The organism is Gracilibacillus sp. D59 (genome assembly GCF_052246695.1).
In the GTDB taxonomy this organism is placed as follows: domain Bacteria; phylum Bacillota; class Bacilli; order Bacillales; family Amphibacillaceae; genus Gracilibacillus.
On record NZ_JBQQCK010000003.1, the window covers coordinates 286,832 to 311,147 of the forward strand.

General features: G+C 35.8%; 19 protein-coding genes. 13 read left to right on the plus strand and 6 right to left on the minus strand.

Going from position 1 to position 24,316, the window contains the following annotated elements; translation table 11 throughout:
• Positions 1-9: 9 nt before the first annotated feature.
• Together ACTWP4_RS07595 and ACTWP4_RS07600 are read left to right on the plus strand one after the other, a co-directional pair.
• Entirely contained in the window at positions 10-648 is a 639-nt protein-coding gene (locus tag ACTWP4_RS07595) for a hypothetical protein (RefSeq protein ID WP_443128156.1), read from the plus strand.
• Between the two features lie 220 nt (positions 649-868).
• Positions 869-1,501 (plus strand): spore coat protein, encoded by a 633-nt coding sequence (locus ACTWP4_RS07600; RefSeq protein WP_443128157.1) that lies wholly within the window; start codon positions 869-871, stop codon positions 1,499-1,501.
• A gap of 75 nt (positions 1,502-1,576) precedes the next feature.
• Here ACTWP4_RS07600 and ACTWP4_RS07605 read toward each other — a convergent pair whose 3' ends face one another.
• Both ACTWP4_RS07605 and ACTWP4_RS07610 read right to left on the minus strand, forming a co-directional pair.
• Positions 1,577-2,107, minus strand: a complete 531-nt coding sequence (locus ACTWP4_RS07605) for a GNAT family N-acetyltransferase (RefSeq protein ID WP_443128158.1) — start codon at positions 2,105-2,107, stop codon at positions 1,577-1,579.
• A 180-nt stretch (positions 2,108-2,287) separates the two neighbouring features.
• A complete protein-coding gene (locus tag ACTWP4_RS07610; RefSeq protein WP_443128159.1) occupies positions 2,288-3,328 on the minus strand; it encodes an NAD(P)/FAD-dependent oxidoreductase in 1,041 nt (346 codons plus the stop codon).
• A gap of 204 nt (positions 3,329-3,532) precedes the next feature.
• On the opposite strand from ACTWP4_RS07610, the gene ACTWP4_RS07615 reads away from it, so the two are divergent.
• Positions 3,533-5,467, plus strand: coding sequence for a fructose-1,6-bisphosphatase (locus tag ACTWP4_RS07615; RefSeq protein WP_443128160.1), 1,935 nt, complete (start codon positions 3,533-3,535; stop codon positions 5,465-5,467).
• A gap of 87 nt (positions 5,468-5,554) precedes the next feature.
• On the opposite strand, the gene ACTWP4_RS07620 is transcribed toward ACTWP4_RS07615, so the two are convergent.
• A complete protein-coding gene (locus ACTWP4_RS07620; RefSeq protein ID WP_443128161.1) occupies positions 5,555-6,256 on the minus strand; it encodes a MerR family transcriptional regulator in 702 nt (233 codons plus the stop codon).
• 187 nt (positions 6,257-6,443) lie between these two features.
• Between ACTWP4_RS07620 and uvrA the strand changes: the two genes are divergently transcribed.
• The 4 genes from uvrA (at position 6,444) to ACTWP4_RS07640 (ending at position 13,831) form a co-directional block, all read left to right on the plus strand.
• On the plus strand, positions 6,444-8,912 hold the full coding sequence (gene uvrA, locus ACTWP4_RS07625) for an excinuclease ABC subunit UvrA (protein WP_443128162.1): 2,469 nt from the start codon (positions 6,444-6,446) through the stop codon (positions 8,910-8,912).
• A gap of 466 nt (positions 8,913-9,378) precedes the next feature.
• A complete protein-coding gene (locus ACTWP4_RS07630; protein ID WP_443128163.1) occupies positions 9,379-11,457 on the plus strand; it encodes a 5'-nucleotidase C-terminal domain-containing protein in 2,079 nt (692 codons plus the stop codon).
• A 327-nt stretch (positions 11,458-11,784) separates the two neighbouring features.
• Positions 11,785-12,855, plus strand: coding sequence for an NAD(P)H-dependent flavin oxidoreductase (locus ACTWP4_RS07635; protein WP_443128164.1), 1,071 nt, complete (start codon positions 11,785-11,787; stop codon positions 12,853-12,855).
• A gap of 172 nt (positions 12,856-13,027) precedes the next feature.
• A complete protein-coding gene (locus tag ACTWP4_RS07640) occupies positions 13,028-13,831 on the plus strand; it encodes a pentapeptide repeat-containing protein (RefSeq protein WP_443128165.1) in 804 nt (267 codons plus the stop codon).
• A gap of 128 nt (positions 13,832-13,959) precedes the next feature.
• On the opposite strand, the gene ACTWP4_RS07645 is transcribed toward ACTWP4_RS07640, so the two are convergent.
• The 3 genes from ACTWP4_RS07645 to ACTWP4_RS07655 all read right to left on the minus strand — a co-directional run bounded on the left by ACTWP4_RS07645 (position 13,960) and on the right by ACTWP4_RS07655 (position 15,943).
• Complete coding sequence (locus tag ACTWP4_RS07645) at positions 13,960-14,307, minus strand: DUF1801 domain-containing protein (RefSeq protein WP_443128166.1); 348 nt, start codon at positions 14,305-14,307, stop codon at positions 13,960-13,962.
• Between the two features lie 76 nt (positions 14,308-14,383).
• Entirely contained in the window at positions 14,384-14,716 is a 333-nt protein-coding gene (locus ACTWP4_RS07650) for a hypothetical protein (RefSeq protein WP_443128167.1), read from the minus strand.
• Positions 14,717-15,064: 348 nt separating this feature from the next.
• The gene (locus tag ACTWP4_RS07655) at positions 15,065-15,943 is read right to left on the minus strand and encodes a helix-turn-helix domain-containing protein (RefSeq protein WP_443128296.1); all 879 of its coding nucleotides are present in this window, start codon (positions 15,941-15,943) and stop codon (positions 15,065-15,067) included.
• 207 nt (positions 15,944-16,150) lie between these two features.
• Here ACTWP4_RS07655 and ACTWP4_RS07660 point away from each other — a divergent pair, with 207 nt between their 5' ends.
• The 6 genes from ACTWP4_RS07660 to ACTWP4_RS07685 all read left to right on the plus strand — a co-directional run bounded on the left by ACTWP4_RS07660 (position 16,151) and on the right by ACTWP4_RS07685 (position 24,296).
• Positions 16,151-17,395, plus strand: a complete 1,245-nt coding sequence (locus ACTWP4_RS07660) for an ABC transporter substrate-binding protein (RefSeq protein ID WP_443128168.1) — start codon at positions 16,151-16,153, stop codon at positions 17,393-17,395.
• 68 nt (positions 17,396-17,463) lie between these two features.
• The gene (locus tag ACTWP4_RS07665; protein ID WP_443128169.1) at positions 17,464-18,351 is read left to right on the plus strand and encodes a carbohydrate ABC transporter permease; all 888 of its coding nucleotides are present in this window, start codon (positions 17,464-17,466) and stop codon (positions 18,349-18,351) included.
• A 2-nt stretch (positions 18,352-18,353) separates the two neighbouring features.
• Positions 18,354-19,172, plus strand: coding sequence for a carbohydrate ABC transporter permease (locus ACTWP4_RS07670; protein ID WP_443128170.1), 819 nt, complete (start codon positions 18,354-18,356; stop codon positions 19,170-19,172).
• Between the two features lie 34 nt (positions 19,173-19,206).
• Positions 19,207-21,522 carry an alpha-xylosidase gene (gene yicI, locus ACTWP4_RS07675; protein ID WP_443128171.1) on the plus strand — a complete coding sequence of 772 codons (2,316 nt, stop codon included), beginning with the start codon at positions 19,207-19,209 and terminating at the stop codon, positions 21,520-21,522.
• A 124-nt stretch (positions 21,523-21,646) separates the two neighbouring features.
• Complete coding sequence (locus tag ACTWP4_RS07680) at positions 21,647-22,807, plus strand: GntR family transcriptional regulator (protein WP_443128172.1); 1,161 nt, start codon at positions 21,647-21,649, stop codon at positions 22,805-22,807.
• Positions 22,808-23,009: 202 nt separating this feature from the next.
• A complete protein-coding gene (locus ACTWP4_RS07685) occupies positions 23,010-24,296 on the plus strand; it encodes a glycoside hydrolase family 125 protein (protein ID WP_443128173.1) in 1,287 nt (428 codons plus the stop codon).
• Positions 24,297-24,316 lie beyond the last annotated feature (20 nt).

A 24,316-nucleotide genomic window follows, 5' to 3' on the forward strand; every position in this document is an offset into this window, starting at 1 on the left:
GATGATAAATTGTCTGCGTCAAACGAAGTACCATATGTTTGGTATGCAAGCTATGGTTCTAATTTAAGTAGGGAAAGATTTTTATGTTATATAAAAGGTGGACGCCCGAGAGGTTCTGAAAAGAGAGAGGTAGGGTGTAGAGATAAATCCCTTCCCCTTGCAGAAGCAACACATATTATGCGATATCCTCTATACTTTGCAAAAGAGTCACAGCGCTGGCAAAGACAAGGTGTAGCTTTTATTGGATTAAGCAAAGATGAGAAGTTCTATACATACAGTAGAAAATATTTAATAACAGTTGAACAGTTTATGGATGTAGTCAAACAGGAAAATAATGGTGCAAACATAAAAATTAATTTAGATGAAGTGATGAAGAAAGGGTTTAAGACATTTAGAGATTCATGGTACGGAACGATTTTATTTTTAGGTGAAGAGGAAGGTTATCCAATTTTAACTTTTACAGCTGACTGGGATTTTGATGTTCCTTTTAGTACACCTTCTAAAGAATACTTAAGTATTATTATTCATGGTCTAAAAACAACATTATCATTAGAGAATACAGAAATTTTGCATTATTTGATTACGAAACCTGGAATAAATGGTCATTATTCGACAACTAGCCTTGAAAAGATAATAGAAGAAGTATAAAAAAGTCCATGTATAAGTTTATAATAAATCCTCAGAAAAACTAAATGCATTTTTTTCTAAATATTTTATATTATTATTTACATAAAGCATAAATCATTAATTCTCGTAAAAGTTAAGAAACAACATTTACGAGTTTTTTTGTTATAAAGAAAATTCTTATACATAAATGTTCCCTTACAGGAAAATATATACTTGAATTTAAATACAGGAGGTTACTATAGTGCAAAATCAAAATCAAAACCAAATGCAAAACAATGCACAAATGCCACAGAATATGGCGAATCAAGGGACTAGTCATAATCATGGTGCTCACGAGATGATGGATTCCCATGAATTAATTGGTGGCTTAATCGGGATGATGGAGCAGTATCAGTTGTATGATCAAAATATTCAAGATCAAGAATTAAAAAACATCTTGCAACGTCAAACTTCCTTTCTCACGCAACTGTATAACACAATCGTAGAAAGCTTCCAAACAGGCCAAGATCCTCAGGTACCAACACAGCAGTATAAAATGCAGCAAAATAATGAAGTTACTTATGGAACACAGGCTGGGCAACCAAAAAAACCAAAGCAGTCTGTTAATGAATTTACGGATGAATGTTATTCTTCTTTTATGTTAGGCCATACAAAATCAATGGCTTCTGGTCTCACTATGGCAGCGGTAGAGATGAACAATCCAGTATTACGCCGCATCATTGCTGATAGTGTGCCGAACATGATCGAGATGAGTTATGAACTATTCCTATATCAAAACAAACATGGATATTATCAACTGCCAAAACTAGATGCTCAAGATATGAATAATATGCTACAGGCATATACAAAAGCTCCACAACAAGGTATGCATTAAGATTCATGTAAAAAACCTCAAAAATGTTGGTTAACAACGTTTTTGAGGTTTTTGTTTGGCTGATGAAAAATTATCTTAATCCGTTTTCAACCTTGAATACATGTTTAAATTAATAAACCTATCTTTAGATTTCTCACACTGTCTTAATGTCCCCTCAAAAGTAAAACCTAACTTGTCCAGTACTTTAATCGAATTAATATTTTCCGGTTCTACCTTAGCTTCGATTCGATGGAAATGTAATGTATTGAAGGCGTATTGAATAAGGGATGAAATTGCCTCTGGCGCATACCCTTTACCCCAGTGATCCCTTGCTATCTCATAGCCTATATCAGTTTTCTCATTATCAAAATCAAGAGAATTATATCCACAAGATCCTATAATTTCGTTGGTTTTCTTTTCTATGATGGTAAAGCGAATTGCTTTCTGATCCTGTGCCAACTGGTCAAGAAAACTAATCATTTCTTCAGCCTGGTTTTGTGTTGTGAAATTACTAATATTCATAAATTCCGTCACTTTAGGATCCGACCAAATGGTAAACAGACTAGCAGCATCATCAGTAGTCATTCTCTTTAAATGTAATCTTTCTGTGTTTAAATGTTGAATCAATACTTTTACCTCCCATTTTCTTCTTTAATAGATGGATGAAAAATATTGATACTGCGCATTATTCAGCCCCTTCTAATTGATTTACTAGCCAGTAATGGATTCGATATGTACTTCTCGAATTGTTCGCTAGATATATATATGTTTTATATCTTCCAAAATCATATTCAATACCATCCGTTTTTAAATATAAGCATAATCATCCAAATTCAAAACGGTTTCTTTGCCTGTTAAATATGCCGCAACCTCTCTGCCGATTACGGGTCCAGCTGTTAATCCAGAAGAACCTAACCCATTCACTGAAAAAATATGATCTTCAGTCCATCCGATATATGGCAATGAATCCCTTGTGAAAGGACGTAATCCTACAGCCATAAATTGATCGCTAATATCCGCTAGAGGAAAATACCGTTTTGCTTCACCATGTAAATAATCCTGATTTTCTTTAGACGGCGTAATGGAAAATTCATCGGTGTCTTCGTGTGTTGTTCCGATTGCATAATGGTTTGATCCTGTTTCAACGATATACATCGGTCCTAACCCCATTACAACAGGAGAGGGAGTATGACCATCCTCTGCTTGCAATTCGAGATGTAGTAGTTCCGCTTTTTGATGGCGAACATTCGGTTTGTTAGAATATTCACCTGCCCATGCACCTGCTGCATAGATGATAGTTCCTTCACATTTTTCTGGATCTGCGTTTTGCTGAATCCATTTTCCACCGTGAGTATGAATACCTTCCTTTAATGCTGTTAGAAGCTGATCTCCACTTATCTGCCCTCCACCTTCTACAAAGACTGCAGGATAGTTATTGGTCAGATGTGGATGCATTTCTTTCACTTCTGCGTCGGTTAGCTTGCGAACAGCTCCCATTTCTGGTGAATCATCCTGTTTTGCAGAAATTCTCTCATATGCAAGTTGTTGAATTCGCTCATCTTTAAAAAGGCAAATCGCGCCATTTCTTTTATAACCAGTGGATTGTCCAGTTACTTCCTCAAGTTCCTGAATAAAATCTGGGTAATAACGAGCACCTTCTTGTACAAGTTTGTACCACTTTTTGTTTCTGCGTTGGCTTACCCAAGGACAAATGATACCTGCTGAAGCAGATGTTGCCTGTCCATTGTCTGAGCGATCAAAGACAGTAACAGAATTACCGGTTTTGGCAAGATGATAAGCTATAGAAGCTCCGGCAATTCCACCGCCAATGACAGTATATGTCGACATGTAATCCCTCCTGAAGGCTATTATAGCGTAAATCGACGCTGTAACGAAATAGATGAGGAGTGCTACCGATATTTCCCGAGAAATAATTTTTTAATGTAGCAGTTTTGCGTAAAAAGAGTACGTTAAAAGTAATAAAACTAGATATGTGTTGCATTAATTGTTACAATAATGCTATATAAATCACTGAGAGGGGATATATTTACATTGAATACGAAGTACTTAGACTTACTTGCAGAAAAGTATGACAGTGAAGAAAAAGTGGTAACCGAAATTATTAATCTGGAAGCGATTCTTAACTTACCAAAAGGAACGGAGCACTTTGTCAGTGATTTGCACGGGGAATACCATGCATTTCAACATGTGCTTAGAAATGGCTCAGGTAAAGTGAAAGAAAAAATTACTGACATTTTTAAGGATAAGCTGACACAACAAGAGATTAATGAATTTGCGACTTTAGTATATTATCCTGAAGAGAAATTGAAATTAATCAAAAATAATAACTTTAACAATAAACAGGAATTACAGGATTGGTATGAGAAAATCATTTGCGATATGATTCAGCTGATTCCTTACGCATCATCTAAATATACTCGATCGAAGCTCCGTAAAGCATTACCTGAACAGTTTGTCTATGTCATCGAAGAATTACTTTATAAATCAGATAAATACTCCAACAAAAAACCATATTATGAAAAAATCGTCCAGCAAATTATTACACTTGGCCAAGCTGATAAATTAATTACAGGACTTGCTTATACGATACAACAGCTGGTAGTAGACCATCTTCATGTAGTAGGGGATATTTATGATCGTGGACCTGATCCAGATAAAATAATGGATACGTTAATAAACTATCATTCTCTTGATATCCAATGGGGAAATCATGATGTTTTATGGATTGGTGCTTATGCTGGTTCAAAGGTTTGCCTTGCCAATATTATTCGTATTTGTGCGCGCTATGATAACCTCGATATTATTGAAGATGTTTATGGTATCAATCTCAGACCATTACTTAATTTAGCGGAGAAATACTATGATGATAATCCTGTTTTTAGACCTAAGGAACATCCGGACAGACCACTTTCAGCTGATGAAGCATTACAAATTACTAAAATCCATCAAGCGATAGCAATGATTCAATTTAAACTGGAAAGCCCGATTATTAAACGGCGGCCATTTTTTAACATGTCGGAAAGACTTTTACTGGAGAAAGTAGATTATGAGAATAACGAAGTAACGGTGTACGGTAAAACTTATTCACTTGAAAACACGTGCTTTGCTACAGTAGACCCGGAGAATCCAGCAAAACTGTTACCGGAAGAAGAGGAAGTAATGGATAAACTTTTGCTTTCTGTACAATATTCAGAGAAATTATCGAGACACATGAAGTTTCTGATGAAAAAAGGGAGCCTTTATTTAAGATATAACGGAAATTTATTAATTCACGGCTGTATTCCGATTGATAAAGATGGCAACATGGAACAGATGGAGATTGAAGGCAAAACATATAAAGGCCGTGATTTACTGGATAAATTTGAAAAATATTTACGCCATGCTTTTGTGAATTTGGAACAGACAGACGATCTGGCAACAGATATGGTTTGGTATCTTTGGACAGGGGAATATTCATCACTCTTTGGCAAACGTGCGATGACAACCTTCGAGCGCTATTTCATTAATGATAAGGAAGCACATAAAGAGCAAAAGAACCCGTATTTTTATTTGAGAGAAGACGAAGAAGTATGCCGAAAAATGTTAGAAGAGTTTGATCTAGATCCTGATCAAGGGCATATAATAAATGGACATACTCCTGTTAAAGAAGTGGAAGGGGAGAATCCAATCAAAGCTAATGGCAAAATGATTGTGATTGACGGCGGCTTTTCCAAAGCATATCAGTCGACAACTGGTATTGCCGGTTATACGTTGTTATATAATTCATTTGGTATGCAGCTCGTTTCGCATCAACATTTTAATTCAAAGGAAGATGTACTGTTAAATGGTGCAGATGTTTTATCAGTAAGAAGAGTAGTAGATAAAGAACTCGAACGAAAAAAGGTGAGAGAAACAAATGTTGGAGAGGATTTAATAGAAGAAATTGACATGCTGAAGCGCTTAATGGAATACCGATATATGAATTAACTTAAATCAGTCTATTACCCTAATAACGGTTCTCATTTTGAAAAACCTCTTAAATGTTGTTAACAATGCTTAAGAGGTTTTTGATGTTTATTTCATAGCTTCTACTTGTTCAAACAGTTTATATAAATAATACTGACCCTTTAATTGCTCTTCCACTAAATAATCCATATAAATTAGCGAGTCTTTCGCAACCTTTTTTGCTTTCGTAATGTTATTGTTATCAAATTCTTTTATCATTTCCCTTATAATTTCGATAGAAAAAAATGCTTTTCTAAGTGTTCGAATAATTAACAGTTTACTAATATCTGATTTGGTATATCTTCTATAGCCATTCACTTTATCACGATTGGGCTCTATTAATTCTTCTTTTTCCCAATATCGTAAAGCGGTTGTGGGCACATCCAAGGCTTCAGCAACTTCACCAATCGTGTAGAATTCCTTCTGTTTTCTGACCGGAATTTTTTCAGCAACTTCTATTTCCAATACTTCGATTACTTTCTCTGTTTTTTCCTTTTCTTTATGTAGGTCTGCTTGTTTTTCATTTACTAACCAAAGTACTTCTGTAAATTTTCTTTTTTGAACAAGAGGCATAATTTTATTAACAAAACCCATGCCAAAGCCAGTATTTAGTGCTCGTATGCATACAAAATATGCTACATGTTCCTCTGTATAAACTCGATAACCATTTTCTTTCCTTATCGATCTAGGTACGATTCCCCATGATTCGTAATGTCTAAGAGCACTCGTACTAATATTTAGTTTTCTTGCAATATCTATTGGGCGAACCATGCTATCCCTCCTATAGTCGTACAACTATTATCAACATTTTGCTTTGTATTTTCAAACTTTAGAGCAAAACATTAAAGTCCATGTGACGGATAATTGTTCAAAAAACAATTCTTTTTTACATTAACCTTATAACTTGCATTAATGTAATAGAATGGTTTGTGAATCATAAAAATAGGGAGGAAATTCTATGACCAGTATTCAAATTAAAGGTGCTTATGAAAACAATTTAAAACACATCTCTGTATCGATTCCTAAAAATAAGTTAGTCGTTTTAACAGGACCATCAGGATCAGGAAAATCAACTTTAGCTATGGACACGTTACAACGAGAATGCCAGCGCCAATATATGGAGTCTTTAGGTATGGCAACAGATAGTGTAAGTAAATCAAAGGTAGAGGCAATGATCGGACTATCACCATCTATCAGTATTGGCCAGCAAATAACGAATCGAAATCCAAGGTCAACGGTTGGAACGGTTACAGACATGTACACCTATTTACGACTTATTTATGAACGACTTGGAGAGCGGAAATGTCCCAATTGTCAATTTTCTATTTTGCCTTCTCTTGATAAGGAGACAATGCAAGAAGAAACGTCAGGTTATACCCAATACATTCATTGTCCCCAATGTAATACTCGCTTAGAAAAATTCACCCGCTCTCACTTTTCTTTCAATACTCCTGAAGGTGCATGCCCAACTTGTGACGGTCTTGGAGAAGTAAGTGATATTAAAAAAGATATGGTTTTTGACGAAAGTGTAAGCTTAAATGATGGTTGTGTTAAAGTTTGGATGAGTGGCACCTATTTTGATTATCAAAAACATAATGTGTTAATGGCTGCAAAATATTATCAAATTCCAATTGACGAGAATCTCCCTCTAAAAGACTATTCCACTGCCCAACGTGATTTGCTCTTTTATGGAGTAGAAAGTGAACAATTTAAAGCACACTTTCCCGATGTAAAACCACCAAAAACTGTTTCAAAAGGAAAATTTGAAGGAGTACTAACTGCGATTTGGAGAAGGTATAAGGAAAAAGGTGGTCAATCAAATGAAGCAACGCTTTTTCATTCCCAAACATGTCCAGATTGTCATGGGGAAAGATTGAATAAAGAAAGTCGAGATGTACTTGTTCATAATACTTCGATAACGAATCTAACCACCATTTCTTTAGAAGACATTTATGATTGGCTACAAAATCTTCAAAAATCCTTAACAGAAGGACAAAAAATATTTATTGAAACATATTTGCATGATTTGTTAGAAAAAGTAAGTAGGGTGTTAAAAGTTGGATTAGGTTATTTGAATCTAGACAGGCAAACTATTACATTGTCTGGTGGTGAAGCCCAGCGATTACGCTTAGCCTCTCTTCTAGGCTCTGGATTAACAGGAGTTTTATATATTTTAGATGAACCAACAGCAGGACTTCACCCTAAAGATACAAAAGGATTAGTGGATATTATGAAGCAATTAAGAGATTTAGGAAATACAGTATTAATTATCGAACATGATGTTGATGTTATGAAAGAAGCAGACCATATTATTGATATGGGTCCAGAAGCCGGTAGTGGTGGAGGAGAAATAGTTGGGGAAGGAACAGTAAAAGAATTACAAGCACAAACAGGTTCTGTAACTGGTGCGTTTTTAAGCAAAGATAAAAATACTATATTTGAACGGCGAAAAGGTACTGGACAAGCAATTCATATTCAAAATGCCTTTAAGCACAACTTAAAAAATATATCTGTAGACATTCCATTGAACCGTTTCGTTTCTATTTCTGGAGTTTCAGGATCAGGAAAATCGACGCTTATCTTTGATATTTTGGCAAATCAAGATGTAACAGGATGTGATAGTATAACGGGCTTAGAATCAATAGATGAAGTTATTACCGCTAGTCAGACAGGTTTAAGTAGGATGCAACGCTCTAATGTAGCCACTTATACAGATATGTTTACAACTGTACGAAATTTATTTGCCAACTTAGCAGAAGCGAAAGAACAAGGTTTTCGAGCAAAAGACTTTTCCTTCAATACTGCTGGTGGTAGATGTGAAAATTGCCAAGGTCTCGGATTTATTTCTTTAAATATGCACTTCATCTATGACCTAGAAGTGATATGTCCGGTATGTCATGGTACCCGATTCAAAGAAGAGCTATTAACGGTGAAATATGAGGGTTACTCTATTTCTGATATTCTCGATATGTCAATTGCAGAAACAATGGAACTTTTTGAAAATCATAAAACATTAGCTCCTAAAATCAAGTTGCTAATTGAAATAGGATTAGGTTATTTGAAATGGGGACAATCGTTAACAACACTTTCAGGTGGGGAAGGACAACGACTGAAGTTAGCCAAAGAATTAAATAAAAAAGCAAAAAATCACACACTCTATTTATTAGATGAGCCTTCCAATGGATTACATCCTAAAGATGTGAAGCAACTATTAATTTTGCTAAATAAATTAGTGGAAGGTGGAAATACAGTTATTGTAGTTGAGCATAACATCGATATTATTCGTGCTTCTGACTGGGTGATTGATTTGGGGCCAGAAGGTGGAAATAACGGTGGTACTATCGTATCAACAGGAACTCCGGAAAATGTAGCATACGCTAGAGCTTCCTATACTGGTAAGTTTCTGAAAGACTCAATGAGAGTATAATTTATCACTGTGTTAATCGTCCGTTTAACCCCTGCTTCTAGGTTCGAGTAAATCAAAGAAGCAACGGAAGCTAACACCCTGATAAGTTTCACTAACGATCAGTAGGGGGCAAAAACCCCCACTGATGGAAGTCTCACTTTATGATGACAAAAAAGGCGACATTCTTAATTTTATTTTGAATGGACGTCTTTTTTTGTTTGTGAGCAGGAAATCTTATATAATTGGTATAAAATAGTAGTTTTACATACATTTTACGAATAATTAATTGTAGGTTAATAGAGAATTCCTAGAATGATAGAAGATGGTAAACAAAGGAGGGGGATACTGACACTTCACAAATTGTTGGAATTACATACTTCTCATGTCCTAACATAAGGTGAGACTTCCATCAGTTGTGATTTCAAGGACGATTAGCAGAGTGAAAAATAGATTCATAGAAAATCATTTATTAGGAGGTAACGATTAAATGACTAGAGATATGCGTATTGGTTTTTCTTTACGAATATTTGCAATTATTGTACTAGTATTAATGTTTGTTTTACCTATAAGTACGTTGGCTGCCGAGGATGATAGTGAGGATTTTTCGTTAACAATCATGCACATGAATGACACACATGCACATGTGGAGCCATTACCTCAAATGTTAACCGCTATAAAGGAAGTGCGAACAGAAAATCCTGACGCATTGTTATTCCATGCCGGGGATGTTTTTTCAGGTACATTGTATTTTAATCAGTTTAAAGGACAAGCTGATTTGGCATTACTAAACATGATGGATTTCGATGCGATGGTTTTTGGCAATCATGAGTTTGACTTAGGTTCAGGGGAAGATGGACATCAGTCTTTATCAGAATTTGTAGCGGCAGCAAATTTTCCATTCCTAGGGACTAATGTTGATTTCTCAGCGGATCCATTTATGAGTAGTTATGTAAATGCTGATGCTATTACAGGTTCACCAGAAAATGGATCGGTCTATGATGGAATAATTAAAGAAGTGAATGGTGAAAAGGTTGGTATTTTTGGATTGACGACAGAAGATACAGCTAATATTTCCAGCCCAGTAGATGTTCAGTTCTTGAATTATATGGAAGAAGCAGAAAAGGCAGTTGCTACATTTGAAAAACAAGGTGTCGACAAAATTGTCGCATTAAACCACATTGGTTATGATAGTAATCCTGAAATGGGAAATGATTTACAGCTAGCGGCAAATGTGGATGGAATTGATGTTATTGTTGGCGGGCACTCTCATACAAGATTAGATGAACCAACCATTGTCTCAACAGATGAAACTGGTGCTGAAAAAGATCCTACTGTAATCGTTCAGGCACATCAATACGCTCAATTGTTAGGGACATTAGAGGTTGCGTTCGACGAGAATGGAGTAGTCACTGGTCACGCCGGTCAATTAATGGATGTAAGTGAAAAAGAAGCTGATCCAGAAGCCGCGGAAGTACTTGCCGATTACAAAGTAGAAGTAGATGAGTTAGCTAATCAAGAAACAGGTGCAGTTGCAATGAAGGATATTCCAAATCCCCGTCTCGGTGATAGTGATGTTAGTGTTCGTGCAAATGAAACAGAATTAGGCAACCTTATTACAGACGCCATGTTAGCCAAAGCAAAGGAAAAAAATCCTGACGTTGTTATTGCAATGCAAAATGGTGGAGGAATTCGTGCGGCAATAGATGCAGGTCCGATTACTGTTGGAGAAGTGATCGCTGTGTTACCGTTTGGCAATGATCCAGTGGTGGCTGAATTAACAGGAGCGGAAATTAAAGCAATACTTGAGCATAGTGTCCGTCAAGCCCCAGCAGAGAGTGGCGGTTTTTTACAGATTGCTGGTATGAAATTTAACTATGATAGCACCAAAGAACCTGGATCTCGTATCATTACCATGGAAGTGGAAATCGATGGTGAATACGAGGAGATTGATTTAAATCAGACTTATTTAGTAACTACAAACAATTTCACTGGTAAAGGTGGAGACGGTTTTGACGTATTTGCCCAAGCATATGATGAGGGGCGTGTAAAAGATATCGGTGAAATCGATTGGGAACAATTACGCGATTATATGGTAGAAGACCTAAATGGTGAGGTTGATCCGGTTATCGAAGGTCGTATTATAGACTTATTAGGGGAAGAGCCAGGTAAACCAAAACCAGATCCGGATCCAGAACCAGAACAACCGAAAGAAGATAATAATGATGAAGGAACTCCAGATGACACAAATGATAAAGAAGGATCCGGAGACGAAACTGACAACGGCGGATCTGAAGATGATAATGAAAACACAGATGGAGAAACTGACAATGAAGATGCTGAGAATAAAGAGGATAAAGAGGATAAAGCAGATTCTGAAAAAGACAGTGATCAAGAAGTTTATGTTGAAAGTAACAATGAAGCAAGTTCCGATGATGGACATAATCAAGAAGAAGGAGAACGTCTTCCAGATACGGCTACTAACATGTATACCTTTCTCTTATTCGGTGGCATCATCTTAATCATTGGAATAGGTTTTCTAGTTTATAGAAGAGTAAAACTATCATAACCAGAGTAATTTCAGGTCTGTGACCTACTAGATCAGTAGTAGGTCACAGACCGAATTTTTTAGAGACAGTATTTCTGGAGATGTCTAGTTCTGAGCGTTGAGAACTCGTTTTAATCGGCGTTTTCACCAGGAATAGCCATCAAACCGTCGAATAGAACGCACCAAATCGACGTTTCTCTATAAATTAATCATTCCTCTGTCGATTAGGAACTAGTATTTTGTTAAACTATAATAAATCTATCGAACAATCATTCAAGTACCATATTAAAATGGATAAATATGTTATACAATGATATAAAAGAGATTCTAGAAAAAGAGGTGTAGATGATGCTTCAAAATGAAATGACTGAACTTTTGCATATTCAATATCCGATCATTCAGGCACCAATGGCGGGTGGCGTAACAACATCAACATTAGTAGCTGAGGTTTCGAATAATGGTGGTCTAGGAATGATTGGCGCAGGCTATATGTCTCCTGTTCAAATGCGTGAACAGATAAGAGAAATAAGGGAGTTAACATCCAACTTTTTTGGTGTGAATCTCTTTGTTCCAGAAGAATTTGATATGACAGAAAATGAAATCAACACAGCTGAACAGTTATTGCAACCTATTCGGGAACAATTGCATGTTGAAGATAAATTGGATATTCCGACATTTAGTAAAGTAACAGAAACTTTTCACGAACAAATGAAGGTAGTAATCGAAGAAGAAGTTCCTGTTTGCTCTTTCACCTTTGGTATTCCTTCTAAAGAAATGATTAAGGAGTTAAAAGAACATAACATTATTCTGGTGGGAACAGCTACAACTGTTAAAGAAGCAATAGAAATAGAAAAATGTGGAATGGATATTGTTGTTGTGCAAGGCAGTGAAGCAGGTGGACATCGAGGAACCTTTTTGGCTGGGGAGAAGGAAAGTTTAATTGGTCTAATGTCGCTTATCCCACAGGTTGTTGACCAAGTGAAAATCCCTGTTATTGCTGCGGGAGGAATAATGGATGGAAGAGGGTTAATGGCTTCTATTTGTTTAGGAGCAATGGGAGTTCAAATGGGGACTGCTTTTTTAACTTGTGAGGAAAGTGGAGCTAATAAGTTACATATTAAAGAAATTCTTCATGCTACTGAAGACCAAACCGCTTTAACTCGCGCCTTCTCAGGAAAATGGGCGAGAGGAATTAACAATAAATTTATAACAGAGATGAAACAACATGAAGGATCCTTGCCAGACTTTCCTGTGCAAAACAGCTTAACGAAAACAATTAGAAAAGCCTCTTTCTCACAAAATAATCGTGATTATATGTCACTCTGGTCTGGGCAAAGTCCAAGATTAGCCAAAAGACAAACTGTCAAATCATTGATTCATAATTTGATGACAGAAGTAGATAAGTTTAATAAAGATTAACCCAATTATTTAATTATAAAGAAAGAATTAGTGTAACCATTCGAGTGTTAAGAGAAAGAAATAATAATCCCAAAATTTCTTGAAAAAGAGGAATTAGGCTTATGAAAAATATGATAAAATTTCTATTGAAAGCATTTCCAAAACATCAAAATAATAGGGCGTGTTGAAAACGATGCATGAGTTAAAATCGGATTGTAAAAATTGCTTTGCTTTATGTTGTGTAGCTTTACCTTTTGGAAAGTCTAATGATTTTCCTTTCCACAAAGACGTCGGGGAACCTTGCCGAAATTTATGCTCCAATAACTTGTGTTCTATTCATGATCAATTGAGAGAAAAAGGCTTTAACGGATGTGTAAGCTATGAGTGTTTCGGTGCTGGCCAACACGTTTCACAGACTATCTATAAAGGAAAAGACTGGCGTGAAGATAGTGATCATGCAGAAGAAATGTTTGCTGTATTTCCTGTTGTCCAGCAACTACATGAAATGCTCTGGTACCTTAAGCAGGCATTAACACTAAAGGAAACAGAATCCTTTCATGATAGCCTACAAATCCTTTACGATGATACCGTTAAACTTACTGAGAAGGACCCTAAGGAGATTCTTGAAATAAATATTACTGAACATAGAAGTAGTGTAAACATACTATTAAAAGAGACGAGCAAGTTATATCGAGACGACCTGATAAATAAAAGTAAAAAAATCAAAAAAACTGCTGACTTATTAGCTGCCGATTTAGCAGGATTAGATTTAAAAGGTGAAGACTTTCGCGGGAAGCTATTAATAGCAGCAAACTTAAGCGATAGTAATTTGAGAAAAGCTGATTTTATCGGAGCGGACCTTAGAGATGCCAAATTATATGGTGCTGATTTGACAGATGCTCTTTTTCTTACTCAATCTCAGATTAATGCAACAAAAGGTGATCTGGATACTAAAATTCCAAAATATTTAGAAAAGCCTGATCATTGGAGGAGATAAATTTCACAGACCTAGTTTGATAGATAAAGCGAGACTTCCATCAAGTGGGGTTTTACGGACGCTACACCCTGATAAGTTTCACTAACTATCATTGGGGGTCAAAAACCCCCAATGATGGAAGTCTCACTTTATAAACGATCGAGGTCGATAGCCTGATTGATATAATATCCGAATGCAGTTTCATCCACGTCGGCTATATTCTTCACACGAATATGTCGCATTTTTTTGCCTTCTCCACCTAATAGATTGTATTTATCGTCTAACTGACCTCCTGCATAAAAACCTAAATTAACATGCTTTTTTGAAGGCTGTAGGTAGCAAATATTATTATTAATGCTATAAGAAGGCATTCCCCATTTTATTTCTTCTTTAAAATTATCTGATGACTCAAGGACTATTTGTCGTAAGCTGTTGGTGATTTCTTGGATAGGATCAGGAAATTGACTAATAATTTTTTCGACAGATTTGTTTGGCATATACTTTCTTCCTCTCTGTTTGAAACAAATTGATAAGCAATCATCCATAATTTTGCTAAATAATTGCCTATGTTGTTCATAATTCTATTTTATCTTTTCCTGCAACACTTTTGATATGTAAATCTCGTCGAGGAAAGGGAATTTCAATATGATTGTCATTAAGGATTTTATCAATCCGAAAATTGATATTACTTGTAGTTTTAATAACTAAAGTAGATTTTGGAATCCATATAAATAATTCAAAGTCTAGCGAAGATTCACCGAATCCAACAAAATTAACAAAAGGTTCCGGGTCAGTTAAAATATTTCCGGACGCCATTCTTTCATCCTCAGCAACCTGTAACAGTAAATATCTAACAAGCTCTACATCAGATTCATAAGCTACCCAATAGGAATTCGAAGTGATCACTATAGGAACGGTTTACCACATGCTCCTCTAAGAAATAGGAATTGGGAACAATGATGTGTTCATTTTCAATCGTTGATTGAATAATGGAAGATTCGATTAAAAGTGAATTGTATACCTGTTTCTAATTGATATCTGGAATATGCTTTTGGTAATACAAATTTAGTGATTATATTTGATGCACTATTTGCCAATGAAACCCAATTGATTACCGTTTTGATTACTTGAAAATTGTTGGATTTCTTTGTGATTAAAATAGCAATCCAACGTAACAATAAGATAAACAGTAGAAAAATACAATAAATGAGATCTTTAGTTAGCCCTCTGTATTATTCCCTCTTTACCAGAAAATCAAGAATTAATCCCATTCGCTTTCCTAAACTCTGATGGGGTACATCCTTTATGTTTTTTAAATGTACGAATAAAATAACTTTGATTATCAAAACCTACTTCTAGCGAAATTTCAAGTATTTTATAGTTGGTTTCCCGTAATAATCTTGTGGCATGATGGACCCTGACAAAATTTATATATTCTACTGGTGTCATTCTTACAAAAGATTTGAAGAAGCGATTAAAATGGCCCTCACTCATTTGTACAAGGGATGCGAGGTCCATTATTTTTATTTTCATGTGTGAATTTTCCTCAATATATTGCAAAACCTTTTTGATATGTTCTGTTTTTTCATCGCGAATTGGCTGTTTTGGAAAAGAATAATTCCCCATCCATTCAGCTATGATCTGAAACAATAGCCCTTTAATAAAAAGTTTATAAGCTTTTGGACGGGTTTGATCGTATTGAATAATTTGTGTTAGGTTACCCAGGATATTTTTTTCCCACTTGGACTTTGATCTAAATAATATTGGATGACCGATTTCAAGGTGTTTTATATAGTCTAAAAAATGCGTTTCAATATCATCATAAATAAAGCTTCTTAAAAGATTGATATGAAAGACAACTGCAGTAATCTTAAATTCATTATCTTGATAAGGATAGGCAGCATGAAGTTGGCCGCTCTGAATTAAGACGGCTTCACCAGGTTGTACGATGGTGCTGGAAGAACCAATTTGAAAAATGGCTGGTCCTTTTTCTAATAAGGTTAGTTCCATTTCATAATGCCAATGCAAACCGAAGATAACTCCATGGCTATCAAGGTGATCTTCTTCATAAATCTTGAGGGGAAACTTTTGGTCTCCATGACTTCTATCTTCGATTAACCGCTTCTTATCCATCACGACAACCTCCTTATCAACAGTATATCAGAATTGTGTTATAAAATGATAGAAATGAACAAGAAAATGTCGAAAAAAGTCATTATTATTGTACTTAGATAGATGTAACAAACATACTAGTCAGGGGATGGTAATTATTCATGGCAGTAATGATAACGATTTCTATGTTCCAATAGACTAATTTTAAATTAATAGGAGGTTTTTATAATGAAAAAAGTTCTAGCAATGATTTCTGTTTTGTTTGTCCTTGTATTAGCCGCATGTGGTGGTGGAGATTCCATTACAGATGGACAATCTAGCGAATCTGCAGAAGATTCTAATGCAGTGAAAATTTGGTATTATTACACAGGTAAGCAGCAAGATGAATTTTTGAAATTAATTGATGAGTATAATCAATCACAAGATAAGTATACAGTGGAAGGAGAATATGTACCTTTTGCTGATGTGAAAAAGCAATTGTCTGTTGGACTAGCTGGTGGTACGTTACCAGATATGGCTCAGATGGATGTTGTTGATAATGTTGCATTTGCTGAACAAGGTGTTTTAGAAGATATTACGTCTTATGTGGAAGAGTGGGGAGAAATTGATAACTTTTATGAGGGACCAGTTGAATCGGTAAAATATGATGGTAAATATTACGGCTTACCAGCTGGAAGTAACTCTTTAGGCTTATATTATAACGAAGATATGTTAGCAGATGCTGGAATTGATTCTCCACCAGAAACATGGGAAGAATTAAGAGAAGTAGCTAATAAGTTAACAACAGAATCGACTACAGGATTTGGTATGTCTGCGATTAAATCTGAAGAAGGTGCATTTCAATTTTATCCATTTTTACGATCAGCAGGTGCTGACTACGATAGTTTAGTCTCTGACGGGGCATTAGAAGCAATGACTCTACTAACAAATCTTGTCAAAGATGGTTCGATGAATGGTGGCGTCGTAAATGCTACACAAGATGACTTAGCTAGACAATTTGCTTCAGGAAAGTTAGCGATGATGATTAATGGTCCATGGAATATCGAACGTTTAAAAGAGGAAAACCCAGACCTTAATTTCTCTATTACTCAAATTCCAAAAGATGAAGAATATGCATCTGTACTTGGGGGAGAGAATCTTACGGTTATAAAAGATGGAAATGTTGAAGGGGCATTTGATTTCTTAAAGTGGTTCTTAGAGCCTGAAAGACATGAGAAATTCACTGCAGATACAGGTGTTTTCCCGGTTAGAAGAGATGTATTGGAGAATTCTGATTTTTGGAATAAAGATGAACATTTAAGTGGGTTTGTTCCTACGATGGATGTCGCAGTTCCAAGAGGGCCATCACCACAATGGCCAGCAATTTCTGAAGCAATTCAGATTGCGCTTCAAGAGTCACTAACACAATCGAAGTCACCTGAAAAGGCATTAGAAAAAGCAGCAAAATCAATAGACGAAACGATTAAAGAGTAAGGAAAAGAAAGCCCCTGTCAAATAGGGGCTTTCCATTATTCTCAAACTAAAACAAGGAGATGAAGGCTATGAAAAGCTTTCGCAGTGAATGGGGAAAATACGCATTTGTACTCCCGGCAGTGATCTTTATGCTGCTACTAATTGGTTATCCCCTTATATACAATATCATTTTAGGTTTTCAAGATGTTGATCTTAATAGCTTAGCTACAGGGGAAAGAAATTTTGTAGGCTTTGATAATTATAAAACGATAGCAGATGAAGAAGTATTTGGTATTTCCATTTGGAATACGATTGTTTATACAGTTGGTAGTGTTGTATTTCAAATCGTATTAGGCTTCTGTCTCGCTCTATTTTTTAGTATGAAATTCCGTTTGGCTTCTTTTTTAAGAGGGGTTGTCATGATTAGCTGGTTGATCCCTTTAACCATTACATCACTTTTGTTCAAGTTTATGATGGGATCTACAGAAGGTATATTTAATCAAATGCTGATGACCATTGGTATCATAAATGATCCTATACCATGGCTGTCTAGCCCTGATCTATCGTTATGGAGTATTATCATAACGAATATATGGGTAGGTATTCCGTTTAATATGTTATTACTTTCTACTGGTTTAAGTAGTTTACCTGATGATGTTTATGAAAGTGCAAGTTTGGACGGCGCAAACTGGTTGCAAAAACTGGTCCATATAACGATTCCATTGCTTAGACCCGTAATTTTAGTCGTGATGATGTTAGGTTTTATTTATACATTTAAAGTATTTGATTTAGTCTTTGTCATGACGGGTGGAGGACCTATCAATTCAACAGAAGTATTATCGACACTAGCTTATCGATTCTCCTTTGATGAATTTCAGTTTAACTTAGGTTCGGCAACCGCCAATGTGTTATTCCTAATATTGCTTGTGGTAAGTGTTATTTATCTATTCATGATCAACAAAGATGAGGAGGCCTAATAATGAGTAGAAGAAAAGAATGGATGTTAAATATCATCGGTATACTGCTTGTTGCAATATTTTTGTTTCCGGTATATTGGATGATCATTACTGCTTTTAAAAATCAGTCAGAAATATTTCAGTCTACTCCAACGTTCTGGCCGCAAAATTTTCAATTGGAGAGCTTTGCCGAGATCTTGAAAGATAATGTATTTCAATACTTTTTAAACAGTCTGATTATCTCTAGCTTGGCAACGATCATTGTGTTGATTTTGGCTGTTCCATCTGCATACGGTCTGGCACGTTTTAATGTAAAAGGGAAAGGTGCTATGCTTTTGCTTTTTCTTGTTACCCAAATGTTACCAGCAACAGTCATCTTGACACCATTATTTATTGTGTTCAATAACCTTAGCTTATTAAATACGTATTGGGGCCCAGTGTTAGCTTGTGCAACATTAGGAGTACCTTTCTCGGTTTTAATATTAAGAACGTTTTTTGTTGGGATTCCAAAAGCATTAGAAGAAGCGGCAAGAATAGATGGTTGTGGTCGCATTCGAACCTTTCTTAGTATCATTCTACCAATATCCTATCCAAGTATTGTTGTTTGTGGAGCGATCTCTTTCTTCTTTTCATGGGGCGATCTGATTTTTAGTTTAACCTTTAATAGAAATCAAGATCTATGGCCATTAACTGCAGGAATTTATAATGCGATTGGACGTTATGGAATTGAGTGGAATGATTTAATGGCTTTTGCAACTATTTCAGTATTACCGGTTATCATCATCTTTGTTATTCTGCAAAAGCAACTAGTGAAAGGTTTGGTAAGTGGATCTGTAAAATAATATACACCAAAGAAACGAGAAGGATGTGTGAAGTATGAAGTTTACTAATGGATTTTGGCTTGTGAAAGAAGGATATGAGATAAATAATCCAAGAGTTGTTCGAGATATCAAGTTTACCGATAATATTTTAACACTTTATGCACCATGTAAGTACATTTCAAATAGAGGAGATACTTTAAACATACCGTCCCTAACAATTCAAATTTCTGCTCCAATGGAAGAAGTCGTCCGAGTTAAGACATGGCATCATAAAGGGGGAGTGAAAAAAACACCTAACTTTGATGTCAAAGAAGGAGCGGTGGAAGCAACGGTTCAAGATAATGAGGAACAAATTATTTATTCAAGTGGCTCCATAAAAGTCATCATTCAACGAGATCCATTTAATATTGAATTTTATAATGACACGCAGAAGTTGACTCATATTGATTCAAAAGGATTGGCATGGATAAAAGGGCCGAATCAAGAAAGCTATATGCGTAGTCAATTAAATCTTAGCGTGGGAGAAAAAATCTATGGTCTTGGGGAGCGCTTTACTCCTTTTGTTAAGAATGGACAAGTTGTCGATGTCTGGAATAAAGATGGAGGAACCAGTTCAGAGCAGGCATATAAGAATATTCCATTTCATTTGAGTAATCGAGGCTATGGGGTATTAGTGAATCATCCTGAAAATGTCAGCTATGAGTTAGGTTCAGAGGCTGTATCAAAAACACAATTTAGTGTCGCAGGAGAGGACTTAGACTATTATATAATTAATGGGCCTTCTGCAAAAGAAGTATTGACCAACTATACGACGTTAACTGGTAAGCCTGCGTTACCACCAGCATGGTCCTATGGCTTGTGGCTAACAACCTCCTTTACGACAGAGTACAATGAAGAAACAGTCAATCATTTCGTGGATGGAATGGCTGAACATAATATTCCCTTAAGTGTGTTTCATTTTGATTGTTTCTGGATGAAGGAATTTGAATGGTGTAACTTTGAATGGGATCGAGATGCTTTTCCAGAACCAGAGGAGATGCTGAAGAGACTGAAAGAGAAAGGTTTGAAAATATGCGTATGGATCAATCCATACATTGCTGAAAAATCAAAGCTTTTTGATGAAGCGAAAGAAAAAGGATATTTAATTACAAAGCACAATGGTGATGTTTGGCAATGGGATCTATGGCAAGCAGGAATGGGGGTCGTTGACTTTACCAATCCTGACGCATGTACATGGTATGAGAGTAAGCTAAAAGCTTTATTAGATATGGGTGTCGATTCATTTAAAACAGACTTTGGTGAAAGAATTCCGACTGATGTTGTATATTTTGATGGTTCTGATCCAAATCGTATGCATAACTATTATGCTTATCAATATAATAAAGTGGTTTTTGATTTACTAGAAAAAGAAAAAGGTCACAAGGAAGCAGTTGTCTTTGCAAGGTCTGCGTCAGTAGGCGCTCAACAATTTCCAGTCCATTGGGGTGGAGACTGTGATGCCACCTATGAATCGATGGCAGAGAGTTTAAGAGGTGGCTTATCGTTATCCCTTTCTGGATTTGGCTATTGGAGTCATGATATTGGCGGCTTTGAAAATACAGCATCGCCTGATTTATTTAAACGTTGGACTGCTTTTGGATTGTTATCGAGTCATAGTCGCCTTCACGGAAGTTCCTCTTATCGTGTTCCATGGTTATTTGATCAGGAAGCTGTTGAGGTAACGAAGTACTTTTCTAATTTAAAGAATAGATTAATGCCTTATCTATATGCAAAATCGGTAGAAAATCACCGGACTGGGGTTCCTGTAATGAGACCAATGATCTTGGAGTTTGAGGCTGATCCTAATGCTCATGTGTTAGATCGTCAATATATGTTAGGAGATTCGTTGCTAGTTGCCCCTATTTTTAATGAAGATAGTATTGGTCACTATTATTTACCTAAAGGAAAGTGGACCCATCTCATTTCAGGTGAAGTAGTAGAAGGTGGATCTTGGAGAGAAGAAAAATATGATTATATGAGTCTACCTTTGTTTGTGAAAGAGAATACGATTTTACCAGTTGGTGCAAATATGGACAAGCCGGATTATGATTATCGAGACCATGTTACGTATTGTATCTATCAATTGCAAGATGGCGGGGAAGCCACCGCTGTTGTACCTGATATAAATGGGGACAATCAAGTAGATATTACAGCAAGTCGTCATGGTAACGAGGTAACAATTGAAGCCAATCATAACGAGCAATTATCTTATTCAATTTTGTTTAAAGGTTTAGACACGATTACTCATGTAAGTAGTGGGGATTTCGAAAAAGTTGAAGATGGTGTAAAAATTAATTTGAGCGGATCTCAAAAGTTTATCGTTACATTATAAGAATGGAAGGAGCTAGTCTATGGATGAGACTAGCTCCTTTTAACTAAGGTGTTTTAAATTGATTTCTTTACATATATGATATAACATGATATAACATATATAAATGTTTTTGTAATGAAAGTAGGTGTTTGCTTTGTCAAAGCCATTGTATGAGGTTTTGTACGAAAATATAAAGAAAGACATTACCTCTGGGGTTTATAAAGAGGGGGATCGTGTGCCATCAGAGAAAGAGCTATCACATCAATATGACGTTAGTAGAATTACAACGAAGAAGGCACTAGAGCTACTGGCCGGAGAAGGTTTGATCATTAGACATCCAGGTAGAGGTTCGTTTGTTAAAATGAGTTCGGATAATGAAGTGGAGGCAATGGAAAACGGAGCCAAACCATATAAAAAAGAGCGGGAATCCCCACTCATCGGTTTAGTGATAACGGATTTTGATGACAGCTATGGTACAGCTTTAATTTCGTCCATTGAAAAATGTACAGCAGAACAATCGTGTTTTCTTGTGTTACGACGTTCCTTTGGAATCCCTGATATCGAAGAGAAGGCGATTAGAGAATTAGTTAATCTTGGTGTGGATGGACTTATTGTTTTTCCTTCTCAAGGAGAGTATTTTAGTGAAGAAATATTAAAGTTAGTCTTAAATAAATTTCCACTTGTACTTGTTGATCGTCACCTAAAAGGGATTTCCACTGCATCTGTAAGTACAGATAACGTAGGTGCTGCAAGAATAGGTACAGAATACTTGCTAGAACTTGGACATCGATATATAGGCATCCTTACACCGCCTCCTAGCGATACAACTGCACTAGAAGATCGAATTGAAGGATTTGTTCAGGCTCATGCTGAAAAAGGCGTAATTGTAGACAGAGAGTTATGGATTAATAGTATTACGTCAACTCTCCCCAATTCTTTTAGACCTCCAAATATTAAAAGAGATATCGAAAAGATAAAAAATCATATGGTCGAACATCCTAACATTACGGCTTTGTTTGCTGCTGAATATTATATTGCCCAAATGGCAAAAGAAGCTGTTAGAGAATTAGGTATGCGTATACCAGAGGATATTTCGATTATCTGTTTTGATAGTCCTCCTACACATATAGGTGAATTTCACTTGACCTACTTAGCGCAGGATCAGGAAAAGATGGGTCGAAAAGTGTTTGAGCTTTTAATGAAGCTTCGAAATAAGGAAGATCAAGATATAAATCCCAAACGAGTATTATTAGATGCTAGTTTAATAATAGGTAATTCTACTGCACCTGTATCAGTTAAAAAATAACCCTAAAAATGCGACTCTCTTGTTAAGTCGCATTTTTTTAGTGTTCACAGAAAATGATATTGGGAACCTCCGATGATTAAGTGATCGTACCAGAAAATTAAAATAGTATATTCAAATGTAATATTAATTTTGTTATTGACATATTAATAATATCAATTATACTATTTGTAAATCAATTACTAAAGGAGGTGAAATTATATAGATGGCAACAAATACACTTCCCGAATCAATGTTAGAAATGATGGATAAAGTTACCAAGCATTTATCCAATCGTCCAAAGTTAGCAACCATGTTTTGTAATTGTTTTAAAAATACCATTCAAACAACAGTAGAACAGCTTGAAGATAACTCTACCTTTATTATAACAGGAGACATTCCTGCAATGTGGTTAAGAGATTCTACGGCACAAGTAAAGCCTTATTTAGCACTTGCAAACAAGAGTAATAACATCGCTTCCATTATAGAAGGAGTAATTAACCGACAAATTTTATATATCAATCTTGATCCCTATGCAAATGCCTTTAATAAAGAGGCCACAGGAGCAGGACAACAAAATGATATAACTGATATGTCAGAATGGGTTTGGGAAAGAAAATACGAAATTGACTCACTGTGTTATCCAATCCAATTAGCTTATGAATTTTGGAAACAAACTGGTAGTGCAAAACACTTTGATCACCATTTTTTAAATGCTGTGAAAAAAATAATTGAGGTCTGGAAAGTGGAACAACATCATGAAGAGGATTCTACTTATCGGTTTCAACGTACGAACGGTCCACAATCGGATACACTCACACGAGATGGCTTAGGAGAACCCGTTTGTTACACTGGTATGACGTGGTCAGGCTTTCGGCCAAGCGATGATGCATGTACTTATGGTTATTTAATACCTTCTAACATGTTTGCTTGTATTATTCTTGGGTATATAGAAGAAATTCTAACCAATATCTATCAAGCGAATGAGATTGTTGCAAATGTAAACGAACTAAAACAACAAATTCAAGATGGAATTAATCAATATGGAATTATTGACCATCCTAAATTCGGAAAATTGTACGCATACGAAACAGATGGATATGGCAACTATAATTTGATGGATGACGCAAATGTGCCGAGTCTGTTATCGATGCCTTATCTAGGATACTGTGAGATGGATGATGAAATTTATCAAAATACTAGAGCATTTATTTTAAGTAAAGAAAACCCGTATTTTTATGAAGGAAAAGTTGCCAAAGGAGTAGGAAGTCCACACACACCATCGCAATACGTGTGGCATATTGCATTAGCTATTCAGGGACTTACTACGAAATCTGAGACAGAAAAAGAGCAATTACTTACCATCTTTGAAAATACGGACGCTGGCACCGGTTATATGCACGAAGGATTTCATGTTGATGATCCTACAAAGTTTACTCGTAAGTGGTTTTCGTGGGCAAATGCAATGTACTGTGAGTTTATAATGGATTATTATGAAAACGCTTTAAAATAATATCCTAAATAATAAAAAAG